This is a genomic window from Enterovibrio baiacu, assembly GCF_004120195.1.
Lineage (GTDB): Bacteria > Pseudomonadota > Gammaproteobacteria > Enterobacterales > Vibrionaceae > Enterovibrio > Enterovibrio baiacui.
This window is the reverse complement of sequence record NZ_SCHN01000031.1, coordinates 13,003-32,530: the sequence shown is the minus strand read 5'-3', so window position 1 is coordinate 32,530 and position 19,528 is coordinate 13,003. Positions and strand designations below refer to the sequence as shown.

The following is a 19,528-nucleotide window of genomic DNA, read 5'->3' as shown; positions in this document are numbered from 1 at the left end:
GGCTGCTTTTTTGTCACCGTGATATGCCGCACCTGCACGTATGCCGCACCTGCACGTATGCTTCCCTACGGATTGAACTGTCTTGCCGCCTCTATACGCGAATGGGTATCAGGGTGAGAGCTCAACCACTCCATCGACATTGCAGCATGAGATGCGCTAAGTTTCTCAAACATTTCAGCAAGCGCGGTGGTATCGCCATACTTTGCCATCAAGTGCGTTGCGGAAAAGGCATCAGATGCTTCTTCGTTTTCACGCGAGTACCCTGCAGTGACAAACAGCACGCCTAGCCCCGTCAACGTATCGATCACGCCCGTGCTTTCCCCTGTTATCACCGCGACAGACACCGATACCAAGGTTGATTGCACCAGTGATGTCATCACATGCTGATAGTAAACGTGCCCGAGTTCATGAAGCAAAATGGCATTCAGTTGGCGGTCGGTATCGGCAATCGAGACTAAAGAATCCATCAAAATCACCGTGCCATCACTCAATGCAAACGCATTTGGCCCTCGATCCCAAGAGCGAAAAACCAAGCGAGGAGGTACTGGCATAGGCGGTAAATCAGCGACGAGTTGATCAAATTCCGCCTGAATATGCGCTTGCTGTTCTGCGGGAAGTTCGGAGGGTTTTAGCAAGCGCTCATCTAGCTGCGAGAGCACATGCTCGCCAACAGCCATAGGCACTTCCTCCGGCAAAAGATTCACGATCCCTTTGCTCACAGCAGGCAACCCAACGTAGAAGAATGCCCCAATAAGCAAGACGGCCATAAACACGCAAGCAAGGATCGCCCGCTTACTGCTTTCAAGCCACGATAAGCGGCTTTTTGGCGCTTGTTGAAAGTATGCAGGCAGTGCACTTTCGTTGTCAGGAATGAAAAGATCACCATCAGGAAAGCGCAGTTTAATGGGAATACTCCCCATCTTCTCAGTGCATTCAATCTCTTCTAAGCGGCAATCAATACGGTGGTCTGCGTATTGCAGCACAGCGCGCGTCTCACCCAATACCATCAAGGTTGCACGCATTCGGCTCGATTGCCGCGGGGGATACGCATATCCTTCCGTCATTATCCGATCCCGATTTCCAAATCAAAGGCTTGAGAGACTTCATCACCAATGGAGGAATTGGCATCCGATTGATCATCAAATGCGGTCAGCTCATTCAAGTCGCCATACACTGAGGTCATACCTAACACATAACGAGCGGTTCTCACCTTCACCCAAGGTCGAGCAAGACCCAAGGTAAACACCTGCAAGAAGAAGTTGGTAATGATCAGTAAGGCATAACTCGTGGTGTCCATGTACGACCCCAAGCGATAGTCCGGCATGCCTTCAATCTGCATTTGGTTAAACACATGGTTACGGGTTCGGCAGGCAATAAATGCCGTCACCACCAACATGGCCGCAAAAAACAAGCCATAGCCAACCATGACCATCACGAAAATACCGGCAAACGCAAACAGGTTATCGAGCGTTAGATTCTCTGGGTCGAAATTGTCAGGGAAACCGTCCATCCCCGCCCAAGACGACGGATCACTGAACACCACGAAAATCCCCGTCACCAACGCCGACGCAATACTCACCGCAATCATGGTGATCGCACCAATCAAAATCGCCCATAAATAGGTGCGGACGAAAAAGCCCGTTGAAAGCTCCGCCTTAAATTTTAATTTCCCATAACCATAACCGTTGGCGAAATAGCTCGAGATGCCTTTAATGATCCATGCATAGGTGACAAACAGCACCGCCATGCCCACTAAGACTGCTCCTATTGTGACGCCATCACTGATGTGCGCAGACGCAATCATGGCGATAACAAAGACGATGAAACAGAAAACTGCGCCCCGCCCCAAAATGTTGCCGTAAGCGCCTAACAACGTGCCCGTAAAATTCAGCCTCACGTTTCTAAAGCTGGTCATTTTGGCATTGAAGCGCGCATTGTTTCGCAGCAGCCAAGGCATCACCAACAAACCAAAGACTAAAAGAAACATCGAGGCGATTGGAAAGAACTGTCCAACTGCAAACCAGATAATGACGGCAATGGTTGCAACAATGCGGCCAATCAGAATTTGAATTGGCGTTGCGTGATATTCGAAACGATCACCCGCCAATTCCGTGTTTCCATAGAAGTAGCGCTTGGTGCGCACCTTCGCCCACGCCGAATAGATCCCGAGCGTTAACACGCTCAGCAAAATGTTCACGATCCATATGCCGAAGTACTCACGACCCGAGCCGTGAAACGTCATTTTGTTTTCCATAATAGGCACTCCTTGCCAACACCTTGTCCTACCCGAGTGCATCGGGTTTATTTATTTTTTTTGATTTCATATTCTAATTATCATCAAGGCATTACGCAGTCCAGACCTCACCAAGTGCGAACTAACCGACTCTTTGTATTGCAACAACCGTACAACTTATCTCCACATGTCACCAACGCGCAGCTTTCACGGTTTCTCATTGCTTTCAATCAGAGAAAGGGCATCGAAGTGGACGTGATGGGTGCAATTCCCTTATTTTCAGGCACAATCATAACGGCAGTATTTTTAAGGAAATGAGAGGATTAAGGATGAACACTGGACCCATTGAAATTCGACAGTTAGTGCGTCAATTGCTTAGGCATAGAGGGCTACTGGACAATATCTATGGCACCAGCGGACTCACCACCATTCAATGCCATGTGCTGATTGAGTTAGAGCAAGAAAACCTGAATGCTGATCAGCTCGCATCACGCCTCAATATTGATGTCGCGAACGCCAACCGCACCTTGGCGATCTTAATCAACAATAACAACATTGCCTATCACGTCGAATCTGCCCACGCACAACCCAGCTACCAGCTGACCGACACCGGGCGAACACGCTTAAATGCGCACCATCAAGGCATCAACCAAGAAATTGCGTTGTACCTAGAGCAGTTAGACAGCGATGAAATTGATGTTCTTTCTTCTTCCCTTTCGCGATACAACCGCGCCATGGAACAAAGCGAGAAGCAAAAAGGGTTTACCTTTCGCCTGTTAGAACCTGCGGACAACGCGGCCATTGCAGCGGTTATTCGCAAAGTATCCGCCGAATATGGCTTAACCGAAGACAAAGGCTACAGTGTGGCAGACCCACAACTCGACACGCTCAGTGAAAGTTACAAAGCAGAGAACGCGGCTTACTGGGTGATTGAAAAAGATGGAAAGATATTCGGTGGCGGCGGCATCGCCCCTTTGCTTGGGCAAGACAACACCTGCGAGCTTCAGAAAATGTATTTTCGCCCCGTGTTACGCGGGAAAGGATTCGCCCGAAGAATGGTGGCGCACGCATTAAAATTTGCAAGAGAACAAGGCTATAACGCCTGCTACCTCGAAACCACCGCTTGCCTCAAAGAAGCGATAGGCCTTTATACGTCGATGGGCTTTAAGCAGCTTGATGGCCCATTGGGAAATACAGGGCACAGCGATTGCGAAGTCTGCATGCTGAAAACACTGAAATAAGCGTTTTGTCGCGACAAAAAAAGCCGGCAAGCCGGCTTTTCTCTCAACGACGGTGAATTACTTCTCGTCTTCTTCCTCGAGATCACCCTCTTCTTCGTCATCTTCTTCATCAGACTCAAAGTAGGTGCCCCAACCGTCATAATCGATCTTGTTCTTTTCTGCCAGAGCAACAAGCTTTTCTACTTGCTCATCGATGCGATCAGCGTCCAATGCAGTTTCCATTACCGCGTCAAAGCAAACAACCGTGCTGCCGTCTTCAAGCTCAAGTTCTTCCGCTTCAAACACTTCAAAACCCAACTTAAACGCTTCCACTGCAGCCGTTTCCAATTCAGCAAAGCTGTCAGCAGACAGGTGGTGCTCAATGGTGTAAAGCGCATCTGGATCGCTGCCGTCGTCTAGCAGTGCAGCAATGATTTCGCGTGTTTCGGCTTTTTGTTCTTCAATAATGTCAGCGTAAGACATTGGATAACTCCAGACTGAGAAAATACGGGGGAACTATGGCACGGATTGATGCGCTTTTCCATGACGATTTTAGGTCAATTTTTCGTACCCAAATCCACTCTATGCAACAGCAACGAATCACATCTCGACCTGTTAATTAAAAGTAAAATTGACCTTAAGGAACAAGGTTGTCATTATTTGAGAACAGGGCAATAACAAGAGAAGATGCTAAACAATCCCATCATTGACCGTATCTTGCTCTGACAAATGACCCAATTATGGAATAGTGTGCAGTTATTTCGCATAAGTACGCACACAGGATGAGAAAACGGAACGATGCACCCTTTGCGCTGTTGCGATAACACGCACCGTAAAGGCAGTGTTTCACCGTCTTCGCATTCATTAAGGTAAATGGATTTACGACACGTATTCAGGCGTCTTTGCCAAATTACGCCCCTCTTTTGGAATTCTGTCGCTCAATCTCCATTTTTTCCCATCAAAACGTTCATTAACTCCGTTTGCTATCACAGTCAGAGAGAAAACCGATTTTTCTTCTCAGAACAAAAGGCAAACGCAGACATGGCGCAAGGTGGGGTAAATAAAAATTCAAGAGAGAAACGATCATGAGTCAGCTATATGTGGGTTCAGAAGTTGGAAAATTGAAGCGTGTAATGCTTCATCGTCCAGAGCGCGCGCTAAATCACCTTACGCCATCAAACTACAAAGATTTACTATTTGATGATGTGTTGGCCGTCGAACGTGCCGGCGAAGAACATGATGAATTCGCAAAAACACTCCGAGGCGAAGGCGTAGAAGTCCTTCTGCTGCATGACCTGCTGGCTGAAACCTTGGCCATTCCGGAAGCAAAAAATTGGCTACTTGACGTGCAAGTCGGCGAATACCGCTTGGGTTACCAATTTGCCCAAGATGTACGTGGCTACTTGCAAACCCTTAGCGACGAAGAGCTGGCGCATATTCTACTGGGCGGCTTGAGTTACATTGACTTCCCCGTGCAATCGTCTTCTATGATGCAAGCGATGCATGAGCGCACCGATTTTATCATCGACCCACTCCCTAACCATTTATTCACACGCGACACATCATGCTGGGTGTATGGTGGCGTGTCGCTGAACCCAATGGCGAAGCCTGCACGTCAGCGCGAAACCAACCACCTACGCGCCATTTATCGTTGGCACCCGACATTCGCCTCTTCACGTTTCCACACCTATCTCGGTGCAGAGCAACGCGACTATGACAATGCCATGGTTGAAGGTGGTGATGTACTGGTCATCGGTAACGGTGCCGTGCTTGTGGGCATGTCTGAACGTACAACACCTCAAGGGGTTGAAGCTCTGGCACGCAGCCTATTCAAACATGGCCAAGCAAAAGAAGTGATCGCGATTAACCTGCCGAAGCACCGTTCTTGCATGCACTTGGACACGGTCATGACACACATGGATCTCGACACCTTCTCGGTTTACCCAGAAGTGATGCGCAAAGATCTTCAATGCTGGCGCTTGGCGGATGCAGGAAAAGGCGATGTGAAAGTGACGGAAGTGGATTACTTCCTACATGCGATCGAAAAGGCGCTCAACATCCCTCAGCTCAATATCATCACTACGGGCGGCGACAGCTTCGAGGCAGAGCGCGAACAGTGGAATGACGCCAACAACGTCCTCACCGTTCGTCCCGGTGTTGTCATTGGCTATGAAGGCAATGTTTACACCAACGAGAAATACGACAAAGCAGGCATCAAAGTGTTGCCGATCCCTGGCGACCAATTAGGACGAGGTCGCGGCGGCGCACGTTGCATGAGCTGCCCAATTGAGCGCGAAGGCTTATAAACACGGACCTGCTCCCATCGCCACTTGCGCAGAGAAAAAAGCCACCGACAGGTGGCTTTTTTGTTACACGCCGATCACCCAGTTACGAATAGTGACGCGCGATTTATAAATATTTATTCAAAAATGTTGCATTTATGTGCTCAACTGCGTAAAAATCGTGCTTAGTGTCTACAGTGGCGACTAAGCCGCTGTTAAGAAGTACAAAGAACTTTGAAAGGGATCTCATCATGGCTTTTAATCTGCGTAACCGGAATTTTCTCAAACTTCTGGATTTCACTCCTCGCGAGATTGAACACCTATTGTCTTTGTCTGCCGATCTCAAGAAAGCAAAATACAACGGGTATGAACAACAAAAACTAAAGGGTAAAAACATTGCCCTTATCTTTGAGAAAGCCTCTACCCGCACGCGCTGCGCCTTTGAAGTCGCCGCATTCGATCAGGGTGCTCAAGTGTCTTATATTGGCCCTTCAGGCTCGCAAATCGGCCACAAAGAATCAATGAAAGACACGGCACGTGTACTTGGCCGTATGTACGATGGCATCGAGTATCGTGGTCATGGGCAGGCTATTGTTGAGGAATTGGGTAAATATGCAGGTGTGCCGGTTTGGAATGGACTGACTGACGAGTTCCACCCAACCCAGATCCTTGCCGACTTCCTTACGATGCAAGAACACGGCCGTGGTAAGCAATTACACGAAATGGCCTTTGCCTATTTGGGCGACGCGCGCAACAACATGGGTAATTCCCTCATGGTCGGTGCAGCAAAAATGGGCATGGACATCCGCCTCGTAGCGCCAAAGCAATTTTGGCCGGAAGAAAGCTTGGTGGAGCAATGTAAAAGCATCGCCACGGAAACAGGCGCGCAAATCACTCTGACGGAAAACGTCGAAGAAGGCGTGAAAGGCTGTGATTTCCTTTATACCGATGTCTGGGTTTCCATGGGTGAATCAAAAGAAGCATGGGATGAGCGTGTTGCTATCATGACGCCGTATCAAGTGAACATGGATATGGTGAAGAGCACGGGTAACCCACACGTGAAGTTCATGCACTGCTTGCCGGCGTTCCATAATGATGAAACCACCATTGGTGCAGAAGTGGCAGAGAAATACGGCATGAAAGGCTTAGAAGTCACCGAAGACGTGTTCGAGTCTGATTTCTCGATCGTCTTTGATGAAGCAGAAAACCGTATGCACACTATCAAAGCCGTGATGGTTGCCACGCTCGGTAGCTAATCCAATAGCGCTCGGTAGCAAAGCGTTCAGTCCGCTTTGATATAAACCAAGCACGCATTCTCTGCGTGCTTTTTTGTGTCTAACACGCTGTCGTTACATCAATTATTCTCCGTGCTCGCTCAGGCAACGCCGATAAAGAAGGCTTAAAAAAAACAATACGCCTCCCCTTCTTCGCACGCTTTCCACCCCTTGCGCCGACCGAAAATGGGCGTATAATTCTCCGCAATTTGTCGAAAAAATGAATCGGAATGCCACATTTAGCACAAAAGAACACCGCTAAAACCTGCCATTACATGGCATCGGTATCCTATTTTGTTTTTCCCGTATTTTTAGAAAAAGCCTCCTGATCGGGAGGCTTTTTTTTAGCCAAAATTTAGCAAACCTTAGTTAGCAACCTTAGTTAGCATCCATAGAGGGAAGAGAAGACATGGCGACCTCGCTGTACAATAAACACATTATCTCCATCCCGGAGTTGTCCCGCGAAGAATTGGAACTTATCGTCGAAACGGCGGGGACGTTGAAGGCAGAGCCAAACCCTACACTGCTGAAAAATAAAGTGGTCGCAAGCTGCTTCTTTGAAGCCTCAACCCGCACACGCCTCTCGTTTGAAACTGCAGTTCAACGCCTGGGTGGCACCGTGATTGGCTTCCCTGACGGCGGTAACACCTCTTCAGGCAAAAAAGGCGAAACGCTCTCAGACACAGTGCAAGTCATCTCTTCATACGTTGATGCATTCGTAATGCGCCATCCTAAGGAAGGCGCAGCACGCTTAGCGTCTGAGTTTTCTAAAGGCGTTCCCGTCATTAACGGCGGCGACGGTGCAAACCAGCACCCTTCTCAAACGCTGTTGGATTTGTTCAGCATTCACGAGACGCAAGGCCGCTTGGATAACCTGAACATCGCGATGGTCGGAGATTTGAAATACGGTCGCACCGTGCACTCTCTCACGCAGGCGCTTTCTAAGTTCAACAACAACCGCTTCTACTTTATCGCCCCTGAAGCATTAGCAATGCCAGACTACATCTTGGAAGAGCTTGAAGCTGCAGGCATTGAATACAGCTTGCACGCAACCATCGAAGAAGTGGTTCCAGAGCTTGATATCCTCTATATGACGCGCGTTCAGAAAGAGCGTTTCGACGAATCAGAATACGCGCACATCAAAGCCGCCTTTATTCTCGATACACCAGAGCTTGAAAAAGCACGCGACAACCTGAAAGTGCTTCACCCACTGCCACGTGTTGATGAAATCACCGTCGCTGTTGATAAAACACCGTACGCCTACTATTTCCAGCAGGCTGAAAACGGGGTATATGCGCGCCAAGCATTGCTGGCACTTGTGATTAACGAAGAACTATAAGGCAGGAGTGAGCAAAATGGGTAAAGAGTACAAACTGCAGGTTGAAGCCATCAAGAACGGCACCGTCATCGACCACATTCCTGCACATGTCGGCTTTAAGGTCATGAAGCTGTTCAAATTGCACAAGACCAACGAGCGCGTAACGGTGGGTTTGAACCTTCCTTCATCCGCCGTGGGCGCAAAAGACCTTATCAAGATAGAAAACATCTTCATCAGCGAAGAACAAGCGAAGCAACTTGCGCTTTATGCACCGCAAGCCACCGTGAACCAAATTGAAAACTATGAAGTGGTCGCGAAGCTGCCGCTCACCTTGCCAGATGTGATTCTTGGTGTGTTCCGTTGCCCGAATACCAACTGCATTACGCATGACGAAAAAGCCGTTGAAAGTAGCTTCAACGTGGTGAAAAAAGCAGACGATTTAAATTTGAAATGTAAGTACTGCGAGAAAGTGTTCTCGCGTGAAATCATGACTGAAAGCAACTAATACGCTGCGTTTACGCACAAAAAAAGAGCCGACAAATTACGTCGGCTTTTTTCTTGTCACTGAGGCACGCAAAACGGCGCGCACAACCTAAATTTGTGAACACGCGGGCTTTACCTGCACGCAAGCAAGATGCAGACTAAGTGCCAGCTCAATTTCCGCTATGTATAAATTAAGGAAAGGTAATGACTAAAGTACTTCACACTGAACATGCTCCTGCCGCGATTGGTCCATACGTACAAGGTGTAGACCTTGGCAACATGGTACTGACTTCGGGTCAAATTCCAGTAAACCCAGTAACGGGTGAAGTATCTGCTGACATCGCAGTACAGGCACGTCAGTCTCTTGAGAACGTAAAAGCAGTGGTTGAGTCTTCAGGCCTCACCGTTAGCGACATCGTAAAAATGACCGTATTCGTTAAAGATCTGAACGATTTCGGCACCGTTAACGAAGTGTACGGTAAGTTTTTCGACGAAAATGGCGTTGCTCACTACCCAGCACGCTCTTGCGTAGAAGTTGCGCGTCTTCCTAAAGATGTGGGCATTGAAATCGAAGCTATCGCAGTCCGCAAATAAGCGCGAACTGAGCACATAGCACGATCAAAAAAAGCGGTCATGGCCGCTTTTTTGCCATCGCATTGCTCACGCCGCTAATTGGCCTTCGACATGCCCCACCACTTGCTCAAACCAAGCCGTAAATTGCTCCGGTGATTGCGCCATTGCCGCACTCATTTCTTGCTGAGGCCACCAGCGCCAATCCATGATCTCATCCGGGTTAGGCACCAACTCCACCTCATCCACTTTGCATAAAATGATCTGATCAAGTTCGTGTTCGGTCAGATTGTTATCAAGCTCTGCGCGATAACAAAAAGACACGCCCATCTCGAACGCTAAGGGCGCAACGATACCCAGCTCTTCGTTCAATCGACGTGTTGCAGCCTTCTCAAAGCTTTCGCCCTGCATTGGGTGTGAACAGCAGGTATTCGTCCAAAGGCCACCACTGTGGTATTTGCTCTGTGCACGCTGCTGAAGCAAATACTCGCGCCCCTTGGTGGTCTCACGATAGATCATCACAGAGAACGCGAGATGGAGTAATCCTTGTTCATGCGCCGCCATTTTGTCAGCAAGACCTGTTTGCTGACCACATTCAGTGACCAGAACAACCTGATTTTTCAGCATATTCGCTTTACTTCTTTACTTGCGTTTACAACCAGAAAATACAAAAAGGATACGCAATGCGTATCCTTTCATTCGTTCAATCCTTTCAGTTTATTACGCAAGATAGCACTTCGCTACTCGCGTTCACCTCAAGATTTTTTGTTTCGCTCAGCCACTTCGGCGTCCAATTCTGCCAATTTAGCAGACATTACCTCATGGCAATGCTTCGAAAGCTCACGCACGTTATCTTTGTTGTAGCCTTCGATTGAAATCGGATCCATCACTTCCACAATGATATGACCGTTGTTGCCGCGGGATGCTTTCAAATGGCTCGTTGAACTACACACGATAGGCACAATCGGTACGCCTGCACCAATCGCGGCGTGGAATGCACCGGTTTTAAATGGCAATAAACCGCGACCGCGTGAACGCGTGCCTTCAGGGAACAGCCACACTGACACATCGCGCTCTTTAATTTTATCGATAACCTGACCGATGGTTCCCATCGCTTTGCTGCGGTTGTTACGGTCAATCAGGATGTTACCCGTTAGCCAGTACAAGGTCCCGAAGATAGGGATGTACGCTAGGCTCTTTTTACCCACGGTGACAGCGCCAGGACGAACCGCATTCGATACGGTGATCAAATCCCAGTTGCTCTGGTGGTTAGCAATGTACACACAGGTACCCGCAGTTTTAGAGGCTTCAGATTGGCGCAGCTCGAGTTTAATACCAAAAATCGACGACATTTTGCCGAACCAGCGGCCAACGGTATAGACGTTTCTTGGGTTTCTAGGACTTAGGAGGCAGTAACCACAACCAAAGATGAGCATGACAATCGCAAATAACGCGACAGCCAGAAGTCGCAGTATGAAATACATTCTTTTCTCCTAAAACCAATACATCGCCAAACTGAAAGAAGAGAGGAAGTGTCGGCGAATTATAGCGTACACGTGTACGCTTAAATTAAACTCTGAGTAGTATACGTATCCAGCAGCAAAATTCACCTGTCTAGCTAACATTTAACCAATGAAAAAAAGCCCTCCAGGTGGAGGGCTTCCTTATTATGCGTCTGGTGAATCGGTCTCATCACTTGGTGCCGAACCTGGCGCGGCGATTTCTATCGCCGTGACACGCTGCAAACCTCGCGGCAGCATAGAGCCTCGACGGCCTCGTTCACCACGGAAATTATCCATATCTGTCGGTTTCAGAGACAACTTACGCTTACCCGCATGCAGTGTGACCGTTGAACCTTGAGGAACAACAAACAATTGCGCGAGTAATTCTTCACGCGCTTTCGCTCGGGCTGCAGGAATATTGATGATCTTATTCCCTTTACCTTTACCCAGCTGCGGTAGCTCTTTCACCGGGAAGACCAACATACGACCTTCGTTGGTGATCGCCACAATGTCATCGTTTTCAATGTCAGACACTTTTTGTGGTGGCATCACTTCTGCAGCTTGCGGCAAACTCAGTAGCGCTTTACCACTGCGGTTTTTCGACAGCAGGTCATCATGCTTACACACGAAACCGTAGCCCGCATCCGACGCCATTAGCATCAGGTTGTCATTATCGCCCATCAATACATGGCGAATCGTCGTCCCTGCAGTAATGTTCAAGCGACCCGTAATTGGCTCACCTTGGCTTCGCGCCGATGGCAAGCTGTGCGACTCAAGCGCATAGCTTCGCCCGTCCGTTCCCACGAACACCGCGGGCTGGTTACTCTTGCCGCGCGCAGCAGCGAGATACCCATCACCGGATTTGTAGCTCAAGGTCGTTGGGTCAACATCATGGCCTTTCGCATGACGGATCCAACCTTTGTCAGACAGCACAACAGTGATCGGCTCGCTTGGGATCAAGTCGCGTTCCGTCATTGCTTTTGCTTCTTCGCGCTCAACCAATGGAGAGCGGCGATCATCGCCATACTTTTCAGCATCGGCAGCGATTTCTTTCTTCAATAACGTGTTGAGGCGACGATCTGAGCCCAACAGTTTTTCCAACTGCTCGCGCTCTTTGTTCAACTCGTCTTGCTCACCACGGATCTTGATCTCTTCCAGTTTGGCTAACTGGCGGAGTTTAATTTCAAGGATCGCTTCAGCTTGACGCTCGCTCAACTCGAAGCGCTGCATCAATTCCGCTTTCGGATTGTCTTCCGTACGGATGATTTCAATCACTTCATCGATGTTGAGGTAAGCTGCCAACAAACCATCAAGGATGTGCAAGCGTGCCAGTACTTTGTCTAAGCGGTACTGCAAACGACGGCGCACTGTCGCACGGCGGAATTCAATCCATTCAGACAGGATTTGAACGAGGCCTTTCACTTGAGGACGACCATCAAGGCCAATCATGTTCAAGTTTGCACGGTAACTACGTTCTAGATCCGTAGACGCGAACAGGTGATTCATCAGCTGATCACAGTCAACACGGTTAGAGCGCGGCACGATCACGATACGCGTCGGGTTTTCATGATCGGATTCATCACGAAGATCTTCTACCATCGGCAGTTTCTTCGCGCGCATTTGGTTAGCGATTTGCTCAAGCAATTTCGCACCAGACACTTGATGAGGTAGCGCCGTGATCACGATGTCGCCGTTCTCTTTGTGCCAGCAAGCACGCATGCGAACAGAGCCTTTACCGCTGCGGTACAGCTTTTTAAGCTCCACTTGCGGGGTAATGATTTCGGCTTCCGTCGGGTAGTCTGGGCCTTTGACGTATTCCAGCACCCCCTCTAGATCCAGCTTGGGAGTGTCGATGAGCGCGATGACCGCATTCGCAATTTCACGCACGTTATGCGGTGGAATGTCCGTCGCCATACCAACAGCAATACCTGTCACGCCATTCAACAGAATGTGTGGCAGACGCGCAGGCATGGTTTTCGGCTCTTTCATGGTGCCGTCAAAGTTCGGCTGCCAATCTACTGTGCCTTGGCTAATTTCACCCAAGAGCACTTCAGAGAAGCGAGAAAGGCGCGATTCGGTATAACGCATCGCAGCGAATGATTTCGGATCATCCGGCGCACCCCAGTTACCTTGACCATCCACCAATGGGTAGCGGTAAGAGAATGGCTGCGCCATCAATACCATGGCTTCGTAACACGCAGAGTCACCGTGTGGGTGATACTTACCGAGCACGTCACCCACAGTACGGGCAGATTTCTTGTATTTTGCCGTTGCCGACAAGCCCAGCTCTGACATCGCATAAATGATGCGACGCTGAACTGGCTTAAGACCGTCGCCAATAAATGGCAAAGCACGGTCCATGATGACGTACATCGAGTAGTTGAGGTATGCATCCTCGGTAAACTTCCTCAGTGGAAGTTGCTCGACACCGTCATAAGTAATATCAGTCATTGAAAACGTCCGACCCTAAAATCCAGTTAAATTTCTGCTAACTCAGCCATGTCGCCTTTATCTTGTAGCCAATGGCGACGATCTTCAGCGCGCTTCTTACCCAGTAACATGTCCATCATGCGGTCAGTCTCTTCATTATCATCAATGGTGAGCTGTACCAGACGGCGCGTGTTAGGGTCCATGGTGGTTTCGCGCAGCTGAAGCGGGTTCATTTCACCCAGACCTTTGAATCGCTGAACGTCAATTTTGGCGCGTTTTTGGCTAAGGCTTTCCAAAATACCGGCTTTCTCTGCATCATCGAGTGCATAGAACACTTCTTTACCGCAGTCGATACGGTACAAAGGCGGCATTGCCACATAAACGTGACCCGCTCTTACCAATGCGCGGAAGTGTTTAACAAACAGCGCACACAGTAATGTAGCGATGTGAAGGCCGTCCGAGTCCGCATCGGCGAGGATACAGATTTTCCCGTATCGCAAACCTGAAAGATCTTCGCTGTCAGGGTCGATACCCAATGCAACAGAAATATCGTGCACTTCCTGAGACGCCAAGACTTGGTCAGCAGACACTTCCCACGTGTTAAGGATCTTACCGCGCAGCGGCATGATGGCTTGGAATTCACGATCGCGCGCCTGTTTCGCAGAACCGCCTGCCGAGTCACCCTCGACCAAGAACAGTTCAGTGCGCGCTAAATCTTGCATGGAACAGTCTGTCAGCTTACCTGGCAGTGCAGGGCCAGAGGCCACTTTCTTACGCACCACCTTCTTGGCAGCACGCATACGCTTGTGTGCATTGGCGATACACACTTCTGCCAGTTGTTCTGCCAGTTGTGGACGCTCATTGAGCCACAAGCTGAAGGAGTCTTTCACTACGCCAGAGACAAAGGCTGCACATTGGCGTGAGGACAAACGCTCTTTGGTTTGACCGGCGAATTGAGGATCTTGCATCTTCACTGACAAGACGTAGGCACAACGGTCCCAGATATCATCAGCCGTCAGCTTCACACCACGTGGTAGCAAGTTGCGGAATTCACAGAATTCACGCATGGCATCCAGCAAGCCTTGGCGCAAACCGTTAACGTGTGTACCGCCTTGGGCCGTCGGGATCAGGTTAACGTAACTTTCAGTGATGAGCTCACCACCTTCAGGTAACCAGATAATCGCCCAATCAGCCGCTTCATGTGGCGCGTTGAACTCGCCAACAAACGGTTCTGCTGGCAAGAGTTCATACCCTTTAACGCCTTCCGCCAAGTAGTCTTTCAGGCCACTTTCGTAACACCATTTAATGGTTTCATTGGTGTTTTTATCGGTAAAAACAATCTCAAGGCCAGGGCAAAGTACCGCTTTGGCTTTCAGGTTGTTTTTCAGGCGAGAAACGGAGAATTTTGGAGAATCAAAGTACTTAGCGTCAGGCCAGAAGTGCACGCGCGTGCCTTTTGCACGACGCCCGCAAGTGCCTGTCACCGTCAATTCTTGTACTTTATCACCATGCTCAAATGCAATTTCATACACTTGACCATCGCGTTTGACAGAGACTTCGACGCGGTTCGATAGCGCATTCACTACCGAAATACCCACACCGTGCAAACCGCCACTGAATTGGTAGTTATTGTTGGAGAACTTACCACCCGCGTGCAGTTTACAGAGAATCAGTTCGACACCTGACACCCCTTCTTCAGGGTGAATATCGACGGGCATACCACGGCCGTCATCAATGACTTCAAGGGATTGATCCGCATGAAGGATGACTTCTACTTTGCGTGCATGTCCTGCCAACGCTTCGTCGACACTGTTATCGATGACTTCCTGACCAAGATGGTTTGGACGGGTCGTATCTGTATACATGCCGGGACGACGACGAACCGGCTCAAGACCATTGAGAACTTCAATGGATCCCGCGTTATAAACTTGCTCTGTCATAAATGATTGGCTTTCTAAATTTTTCACATGGTCTGTGATGGCCCGTTACCTTGTCAAATAATGACACAGCTAACGAGGACAATCTGTGAGGAACACTCACAGTCCCAGGAATTGAATGATTTCAGCGGGGTATCTTTCGAAGCCTACAAAGGCATGATCGCCCCCAGCTTCAACAGTTTGCTTACATCCCTGGTACTTTGCGACGGCCTGACGGTAATCAAGCACTTCGTCCCCTTCCTGCTGTAACAGCCAAATTGACTCGGGATGAGTAATGGATTCAGTATCCAATGCTTTCAGTTCATCCATATGATGAGTTTCCAGCAGGTATTGCTCCCCAGTATAGGGGTTTTTCTGCGGACCTAAGTAATCGGCAAGCAATTCGTAAGGCTTAACCGCAGGGTTGATCACAACAGCAGGGAATCCATATTGGCTATTTAGCCACGCAGAAAGGTAGCCACCTAAAGAACTACCTACTAACCCAATGCGATAGTCACCTTTATAACGCTCAACCAATGCATTGAGTTGCGCTGCAGCGGCGGCAGGGTAGCAAGCCAGCCTTGGAACTTCCAGCTTTATGTCGGGACGGTGGATCTCGCACCATTGCTGCATTTGCTGCGCTTTGAGTGAAAGCGGTGAGCTGTTAAATCCGTGAATGTAGATCAACAAAACCGGCATGATCAGTAGCCTGCCGAATTCATGTCTGGATGGAATCCCATGCCTTTTAAGCGCCCAACTTCACTGGAAATGGTGCCATCTTGATGCAAGGAAATTTCACGCCATCCCGGATTCGTCGAATCCAACGCGAAATCATCAGAATCGGGAAGGAATTGAATACACGTAGAAGGGGCTGCCATCACTCGACGCCCTGCATGTTCAGTATCCAGCGCTTGGTGAATGTGTCCGCACACCACACCTTTCACGTTGTTGTGCTTTTCCACACATAACCAAAACGCGTCTTGGTTATGAAGTTGGTGCTGATCAAGCCATGCACTGCCTGCAGGCAAAGGATGATGATGAAGCAAAATAAGGGCATGTCGTTCAGGGTGGGACGTGAGCGCTTGCTCTAACAAGGCCAATTGCTCGTTCGTCAGTCGACCATGTGGCACGCCTTTTACCTGACTGTCTAAGATGACCATCTGCCAGTGCTCACCGAGCAACACCTGATCGCATCGCACCAAGGTGGATTGCTCAAGCACGGCGCTCATTTCAGGTTGGTAATCATGGTTACCGGGCAACCAATAACAAGGTTGCGACCAATGCGCGATACCATCAACAAAGCGTTGATAAGATTCTGCGGTGTGATCTTGTGACAAGTCACCCGTGGCAATAATGGCGTCAAAGTGAATGTCTTGCGCTTGGATCTCTTCCACCACGGCTTTGTAACTTGCAGCCGTGTTTACCCCTAACAAACTGCCATGCGGGTCTGCGAAAAGGTGAGTATCTGTAATTTGCAACAACCGAACGGTTTGGCTGTGTTGACTTGGTAGATGGCAAATCCGCAACGTCTTGAAAATCCTGATCGTAAATGAGCTTAAATGTGTATCACACTGACGACGTACTGCGAAGAAGTACGCGATCAGTGCTTAATATATTGCGTCGTGTTTCGTAATTCCGTTTCTCAGGCAGTGCCCCAACCAATCAGAAAGAAAGGCGTTAATTTGATGCTTCTCATCTTGCTGAAGCATACGCGGGTTGGGGTAATCATAGCGCGGCTGAATTTGGGAAATCCGCTGACTGGTACACACTTCAGCGACACGCGCATCGTGGTACATACGCACCACTAATCGTGGTCTTAGGTACTCAGGGCCATCCCCACGCTGCCATATGTCCAACAAGGTGGTGTAACGCGTTGATTCTACGATATCAACTTGGAATTCGTTACCTTGTATTTCATACACGCAGAATTCGCCAACATCATCCTGACGCGGCATCAGCCTTAGTAACTTGGCATAATTGGTCTCATACATTCGCATCAGGGCGTTTAAATCGACCCGATACCCTTGTTTCAACATCTTATATCCTACGTGATCTTGCTAATACTGCAGTCGAAATGCAGCAAAAATGCTTACTCGCGCAAAGTCTCAACATTTAACATCAACCACTGCAACGCAATAATTGATGCTGCGTTTTCAATTTTGCCACTTTGTACCCACTGGTATGCCGTTTCTCGTGGCACGACATGAACCAAAATGTCTTCACCTTCTTCCGGTAAGCCGTGAATGCCTTTCGCCTTCGATGCATCCACCTTACCGAGGTATAAATGAATACGCTCCGAGCATCCTCCCGACGTGGAAAGGTAGCTGGTAATAGGAATCAAATCTTGAACGGACAGCCCCGCTTCTTCTTCTGACTCCCGAATCGCCACTTCATCAGGCGATTCATCTTTATCAATGATCCCTGCAACAATTTCCAATTGCCATGGTTCATCACTGGCCACCATGGCACCAATACGGATTTGCTCAACCAATACAACACTGTCTGTCATAGGGTCATAAGGGAGCATGGCAACCGCCTGACCGCGCTCAAACAACTCTCTTTCAATGGTGTCACTCCACCCACCAGCAAACAAACGGTGGCGGAAGCGATATTTCACCATCTTAAAGTAACCATTATAGACAAGGTCACTTTCATCAATCTGTACGTCTTCTGGTCCAAACTGATTAGGCTGTATTTTCTGTGGCACGGACTTTTCCATATTGTCGCCGTATAAGGGGGCAAATGATAACTACGCCTTCTGGGAAGCTGCAATCGGAAACCTTTACTTTTTTGTTATACATTACAGAATTATTTGAATCCCATTAGAAGACAGATTGTTTTACAATCAATTTTTCTCAATAAACCATCACATTGTCAGTTCCAAGTAAGATTGCATGGTTTACACTAGGGTCGGATACCCTTTTGGCAATTTATTAGAATACGACAAGTTCAGGGACTACTTATTATGAAGAAATTGCTCCCCTTATTTATCGGGGTTGCGCTTGGCACCGTCGCTCCCCTGGCTAGCGCAGACGACCTTATTCAGGTTTATGAACAAGCGAAACAAAGTGATCCTCAATTGCTGCAAGCTGCGGCGACAAAAGATGCTGCTTTCGCTGCTGTTGACACAAACCGCGGTACGTTGCTGCCTCAGATCGATTTATCAGCGGGCTATAACCTCACTCGTTACGATGATGATGATGCGAACACAGGGCCATTTGATACTAACGTGCTAACAGCAGGTGTAGATTTCAGCCAACAACTGTTTAATCAAAATAGTTGGATTAACTTAGACATCGCTGAAATTACAGCACGTCAAGCTGACGCTACCTACGCCGCCGAACAACAATCTCTGATCCTTCGAGTTTCAACGGCCTATTTTGATGTTTTGCGCGCCATTGATGATTTGGTGTTTGTTCGCGCAGAAAAAGCCGCCGTTGGCCGTCAATTAGAACAAACCAAGCAACGTTTTGAAGTTGGTTTGTCGGCGATCACTGACGTGCATGATGCACAGGCTCAGTATGACTCAGTGCTTGCTCAAGAAATTCAAGCAAAGAACGTTGTGACCAATAGCTATGAAGAGCTGCGTGAAATCACGGGCCAAAGCCATGCTGAACTAAGCGTGTTGAACACCCGCACCTTCTCGGCAAGCAGCCCAGAACAAACGCAAGATGCTCTGGTTAAGCAAGCAGAAGAAACCAACCTTAGCTTGCTCGCGCAGCGCATCACACGTGACGCATCGAAAGAGCGTATTAGCTTGGCCGAAGCAGGCCACATGCCGTCGCTGACATTAGATTTGGGTTATGGCTACACCGATAGCAGCAACAAAACTGACTCAGCTCGTGACACAAGCGCTCATGATTTGACAGGTGGCATTAATTTCAACATGCCTCTCTATACTGGTGGTAGCACCACGGCCCAAGTGAAAGAAGCACAGTTCAACTATGTTGCTGCGTCTGAAGCACTTGAAGCGCGTTACCGCAGTACAGTGAAAGATGTGCGTGCCTTCTACAACAACATCAATGCAAGCATTGGTTCTCTTCGTGCGTTTGAGCAAACCGTCGTGTCTGCACGTTCAGCACTTGAAGCGACAGAAGCGGGCTTTGAAGTGGGTACACGTACCATTGTTGATGTACTTGATTCAACACGTCGTCTTTACGATGCAAACCGTAGCTTGTCTGATGCACGTTACGATTACATCTTAAGCGTACTGCAACTGCGTCAAGCAGTCGGTACCTTGAACGAAGATGATTTGGTAGAGATCAACCAAGGTTTGGTGCCACCGAAGAAATAATCGGTC

18 protein-coding genes are annotated in these 19,528 nt (G+C 48.7%); 7 read left to right on the top strand and 11 right to left on the bottom strand.

Features of this window, described 5'->3' with window-relative positions; translation table 11 throughout:
- Positions 1–65: 65 nt before the first annotated feature.
- Together EQP46_RS23385 and EQP46_RS23380 are read right to left on the bottom strand one after the other, a co-directional pair.
- Positions 66–1,064 carry a M48 family metallopeptidase gene (locus tag EQP46_RS23385; RefSeq protein WP_240671791.1) on the bottom strand — a complete coding sequence of 333 codons (999 nt, stop codon included), beginning with the start codon at positions 1,062–1,064 and terminating at the stop codon, positions 66–68.
- A complete protein-coding gene (locus tag EQP46_RS23380) occupies positions 1,064–2,254 on the bottom strand; it encodes a YjgN family protein (protein WP_129495890.1) in 1,191 nt (396 codons plus the stop codon). Before EQP46_RS23380 ends, EQP46_RS23385 begins: the two co-directional genes overlap by 1 nt.
- A 308-nt stretch (positions 2,255–2,562) precedes the next feature.
- Here EQP46_RS23380 and EQP46_RS23375 point away from each other — a divergent pair, with 308 nt between their 5' ends.
- Complete coding sequence (locus tag EQP46_RS23375) at positions 2,563–3,474, top strand: bifunctional helix-turn-helix transcriptional regulator/GNAT family N-acetyltransferase (RefSeq protein ID WP_129495889.1); 912 nt, start codon at positions 2,563–2,565, stop codon at positions 3,472–3,474.
- A 57-nt stretch (positions 3,475–3,531) separates the two neighbouring features.
- Here EQP46_RS23375 and rraB read toward each other — a convergent pair whose 3' ends face one another.
- On the bottom strand, positions 3,532–3,936 hold the full coding sequence (gene rraB / locus EQP46_RS23370; RefSeq protein ID WP_129495888.1) for a ribonuclease E inhibitor RraB: 405 nt from the start codon (positions 3,934–3,936) through the stop codon (positions 3,532–3,534).
- 602 nt (positions 3,937–4,538) lie between these two features.
- Between rraB and arcA the strand changes: the two genes are divergently transcribed.
- The 5 genes from arcA (at position 4,539) to EQP46_RS23345 (ending at position 9,404) form a co-directional block, all read left to right on the top strand.
- Positions 4,539–5,759 (top strand): arginine deiminase, encoded by a 1,221-nt coding sequence (gene arcA, locus EQP46_RS23365; RefSeq protein WP_129495887.1) that lies wholly within the window; start codon positions 4,539–4,541, stop codon positions 5,757–5,759.
- Between the two features lie 227 nt (positions 5,760–5,986).
- Positions 5,987–6,991: an ornithine carbamoyltransferase gene (argF, locus tag EQP46_RS23360; RefSeq protein ID WP_129495886.1), complete on the top strand. Its 1,005-nt coding sequence runs from the start codon at positions 5,987–5,989 to the stop codon at positions 6,989–6,991.
- Between the two features lie 427 nt (positions 6,992–7,418).
- Entirely contained in the window at positions 7,419–8,348 is a 930-nt protein-coding gene (pyrB, locus tag EQP46_RS23355; protein ID WP_129495885.1) for an aspartate carbamoyltransferase, read from the top strand.
- Positions 8,349–8,364: 16 nt separating this feature from the next.
- Positions 8,365–8,832 carry an aspartate carbamoyltransferase regulatory subunit gene (gene pyrI, locus EQP46_RS23350; RefSeq protein ID WP_129495884.1) on the top strand — a complete coding sequence of 156 codons (468 nt, stop codon included), beginning with the start codon at positions 8,365–8,367 and terminating at the stop codon, positions 8,830–8,832.
- Positions 8,833–9,014: 182 nt separating this feature from the next.
- Complete coding sequence (locus tag EQP46_RS23345) at positions 9,015–9,404, top strand: RidA family protein (protein WP_017016354.1); 390 nt, start codon at positions 9,015–9,017, stop codon at positions 9,402–9,404.
- Positions 9,405–9,470: 66 nt separating this feature from the next.
- On the opposite strand, the gene idi is transcribed toward EQP46_RS23345, so the two are convergent.
- The 8 genes from idi to nudF all read right to left on the bottom strand — a co-directional run bounded on the left by idi (position 9,471) and on the right by nudF (position 17,947).
- Positions 9,471–10,007, bottom strand: coding sequence for an isopentenyl-diphosphate Delta-isomerase (gene idi / locus EQP46_RS23340; protein WP_129495883.1), 537 nt, complete (start codon positions 10,005–10,007; stop codon positions 9,471–9,473).
- Between the two features lie 128 nt (positions 10,008–10,135).
- Positions 10,136–10,864 carry a 1-acylglycerol-3-phosphate O-acyltransferase gene (locus EQP46_RS23335; protein ID WP_129495882.1) on the bottom strand — a complete coding sequence of 243 codons (729 nt, stop codon included), beginning with the start codon at positions 10,862–10,864 and terminating at the stop codon, positions 10,136–10,138.
- Between the two features lie 183 nt (positions 10,865–11,047).
- Positions 11,048–13,333, bottom strand: coding sequence for a DNA topoisomerase IV subunit A (parC, locus tag EQP46_RS23330; RefSeq protein WP_129495881.1), 2,286 nt, complete (start codon positions 13,331–13,333; stop codon positions 11,048–11,050).
- A gap of 26 nt (positions 13,334–13,359) precedes the next feature.
- Positions 13,360–15,252 (bottom strand): DNA topoisomerase IV subunit B, encoded by a 1,893-nt coding sequence (gene parE, locus EQP46_RS23325; protein ID WP_129495880.1) that lies wholly within the window; start codon positions 15,250–15,252, stop codon positions 13,360–13,362.
- 96 nt (positions 15,253–15,348) lie between these two features.
- Positions 15,349–15,927: an esterase YqiA gene (gene yqiA, locus EQP46_RS23320; protein ID WP_129495879.1), complete on the bottom strand. Its 579-nt coding sequence runs from the start codon at positions 15,925–15,927 to the stop codon at positions 15,349–15,351.
- A gap of 2 nt (positions 15,928–15,929) precedes the next feature.
- Entirely contained in the window at positions 15,930–16,754 is an 825-nt protein-coding gene (cpdA, locus tag EQP46_RS23315) for a 3',5'-cyclic-AMP phosphodiesterase (RefSeq protein ID WP_129495878.1), read from the bottom strand.
- A gap of 81 nt (positions 16,755–16,835) precedes the next feature.
- On the bottom strand, positions 16,836–17,264 hold the full coding sequence (locus tag EQP46_RS23310) for a DUF1249 domain-containing protein (protein ID WP_129495877.1): 429 nt from the start codon (positions 17,262–17,264) through the stop codon (positions 16,836–16,838).
- A 53-nt stretch (positions 17,265–17,317) separates the two neighbouring features.
- Positions 17,318–17,947, bottom strand: a complete 630-nt coding sequence (gene nudF, locus EQP46_RS23305; RefSeq protein ID WP_129495876.1) for an ADP-ribose diphosphatase — start codon at positions 17,945–17,947, stop codon at positions 17,318–17,320.
- Positions 17,948–18,193: 246 nt separating this feature from the next.
- Here nudF and tolC point away from each other — a divergent pair, with 246 nt between their 5' ends.
- The gene (gene tolC / locus EQP46_RS23300; protein WP_129495875.1) at positions 18,194–19,522 is read left to right on the top strand and encodes an outer membrane channel protein TolC; all 1,329 of its coding nucleotides are present in this window, start codon (positions 18,194–18,196) and stop codon (positions 19,520–19,522) included.
- The last annotated feature ends 6 nt before the right edge of the window (positions 19,523–19,528 follow it).

What these genes read in the sequence shown, in the direction of transcription:
- EQP46_RS23375 (WP_129495889.1), top strand. Translation starts at nt 2,563, where the DNA reads ATGAACACTGGACCCATTGAAATTCGACAGTTAGTGCGTCAATTGCTT.
- tolC (WP_129495875.1), top strand. Translation starts at nt 18,194, where the DNA reads ATGAAGAAATTGCTCCCCTTATTTATCGGGGTTGCGCTTGGCACCGTC.
- idi (WP_129495883.1), bottom strand. Translation starts at nt 10,007, where the DNA reads ATGCTGAAAAATCAGGTTGTTCTGGTCACTGAATGTGGTCAGCAAACA.
- parC (WP_129495881.1), bottom strand. Translation starts at nt 13,333, where the DNA reads ATGACTGATATTACTTATGACGGTGTCGAGCAACTTCCACTGAGGAAG.
- parE (WP_129495880.1), bottom strand. Translation starts at nt 15,252, where the DNA reads ATGACAGAGCAAGTTTATAACGCGGGATCCATTGAAGTTCTCAATGGT.
- EQP46_RS23385 (WP_240671791.1), bottom strand. Translation starts at nt 1,064, where the DNA reads ATGACGGAAGGATATGCGTATCCCCCGCGGCAATCGAGCCGAATGCGT.
- yqiA (WP_129495879.1), bottom strand. Translation starts at nt 15,927, where the DNA reads ATGCCGGTTTTGTTGATCTACATTCACGGATTTAACAGCTCACCGCTT.
- nudF (WP_129495876.1), bottom strand. Translation starts at nt 17,947, where the DNA reads ATGGAAAAGTCCGTGCCACAGAAAATACAGCCTAATCAGTTTGGACCA.
- rraB (WP_129495888.1), bottom strand. Translation starts at nt 3,936, where the DNA reads ATGTCTTACGCTGACATTATTGAAGAACAAAAAGCCGAAACACGCGAA.
- EQP46_RS23345 (WP_017016354.1), top strand. Translation starts at nt 9,015, where the DNA reads ATGACTAAAGTACTTCACACTGAACATGCTCCTGCCGCGATTGGTCCA.
- pyrB (WP_129495885.1), top strand. Translation starts at nt 7,419, where the DNA reads ATGGCGACCTCGCTGTACAATAAACACATTATCTCCATCCCGGAGTTG.
- pyrI (WP_129495884.1), top strand. Translation starts at nt 8,365, where the DNA reads ATGGGTAAAGAGTACAAACTGCAGGTTGAAGCCATCAAGAACGGCACC.
- arcA (WP_129495887.1), top strand. Translation starts at nt 4,539, where the DNA reads ATGAGTCAGCTATATGTGGGTTCAGAAGTTGGAAAATTGAAGCGTGTA.
- EQP46_RS23335 (WP_129495882.1), bottom strand. Translation starts at nt 10,864, where the DNA reads ATGTATTTCATACTGCGACTTCTGGCTGTCGCGTTATTTGCGATTGTC.
- argF (WP_129495886.1), top strand. Translation starts at nt 5,987, where the DNA reads ATGGCTTTTAATCTGCGTAACCGGAATTTTCTCAAACTTCTGGATTTC.
- EQP46_RS23310 (WP_129495877.1), bottom strand. Translation starts at nt 17,264, where the DNA reads ATGTTGAAACAAGGGTATCGGGTCGATTTAAACGCCCTGATGCGAATG.
- EQP46_RS23380 (WP_129495890.1), bottom strand. Translation starts at nt 2,254, where the DNA reads ATGGAAAACAAAATGACGTTTCACGGCTCGGGTCGTGAGTACTTCGGC.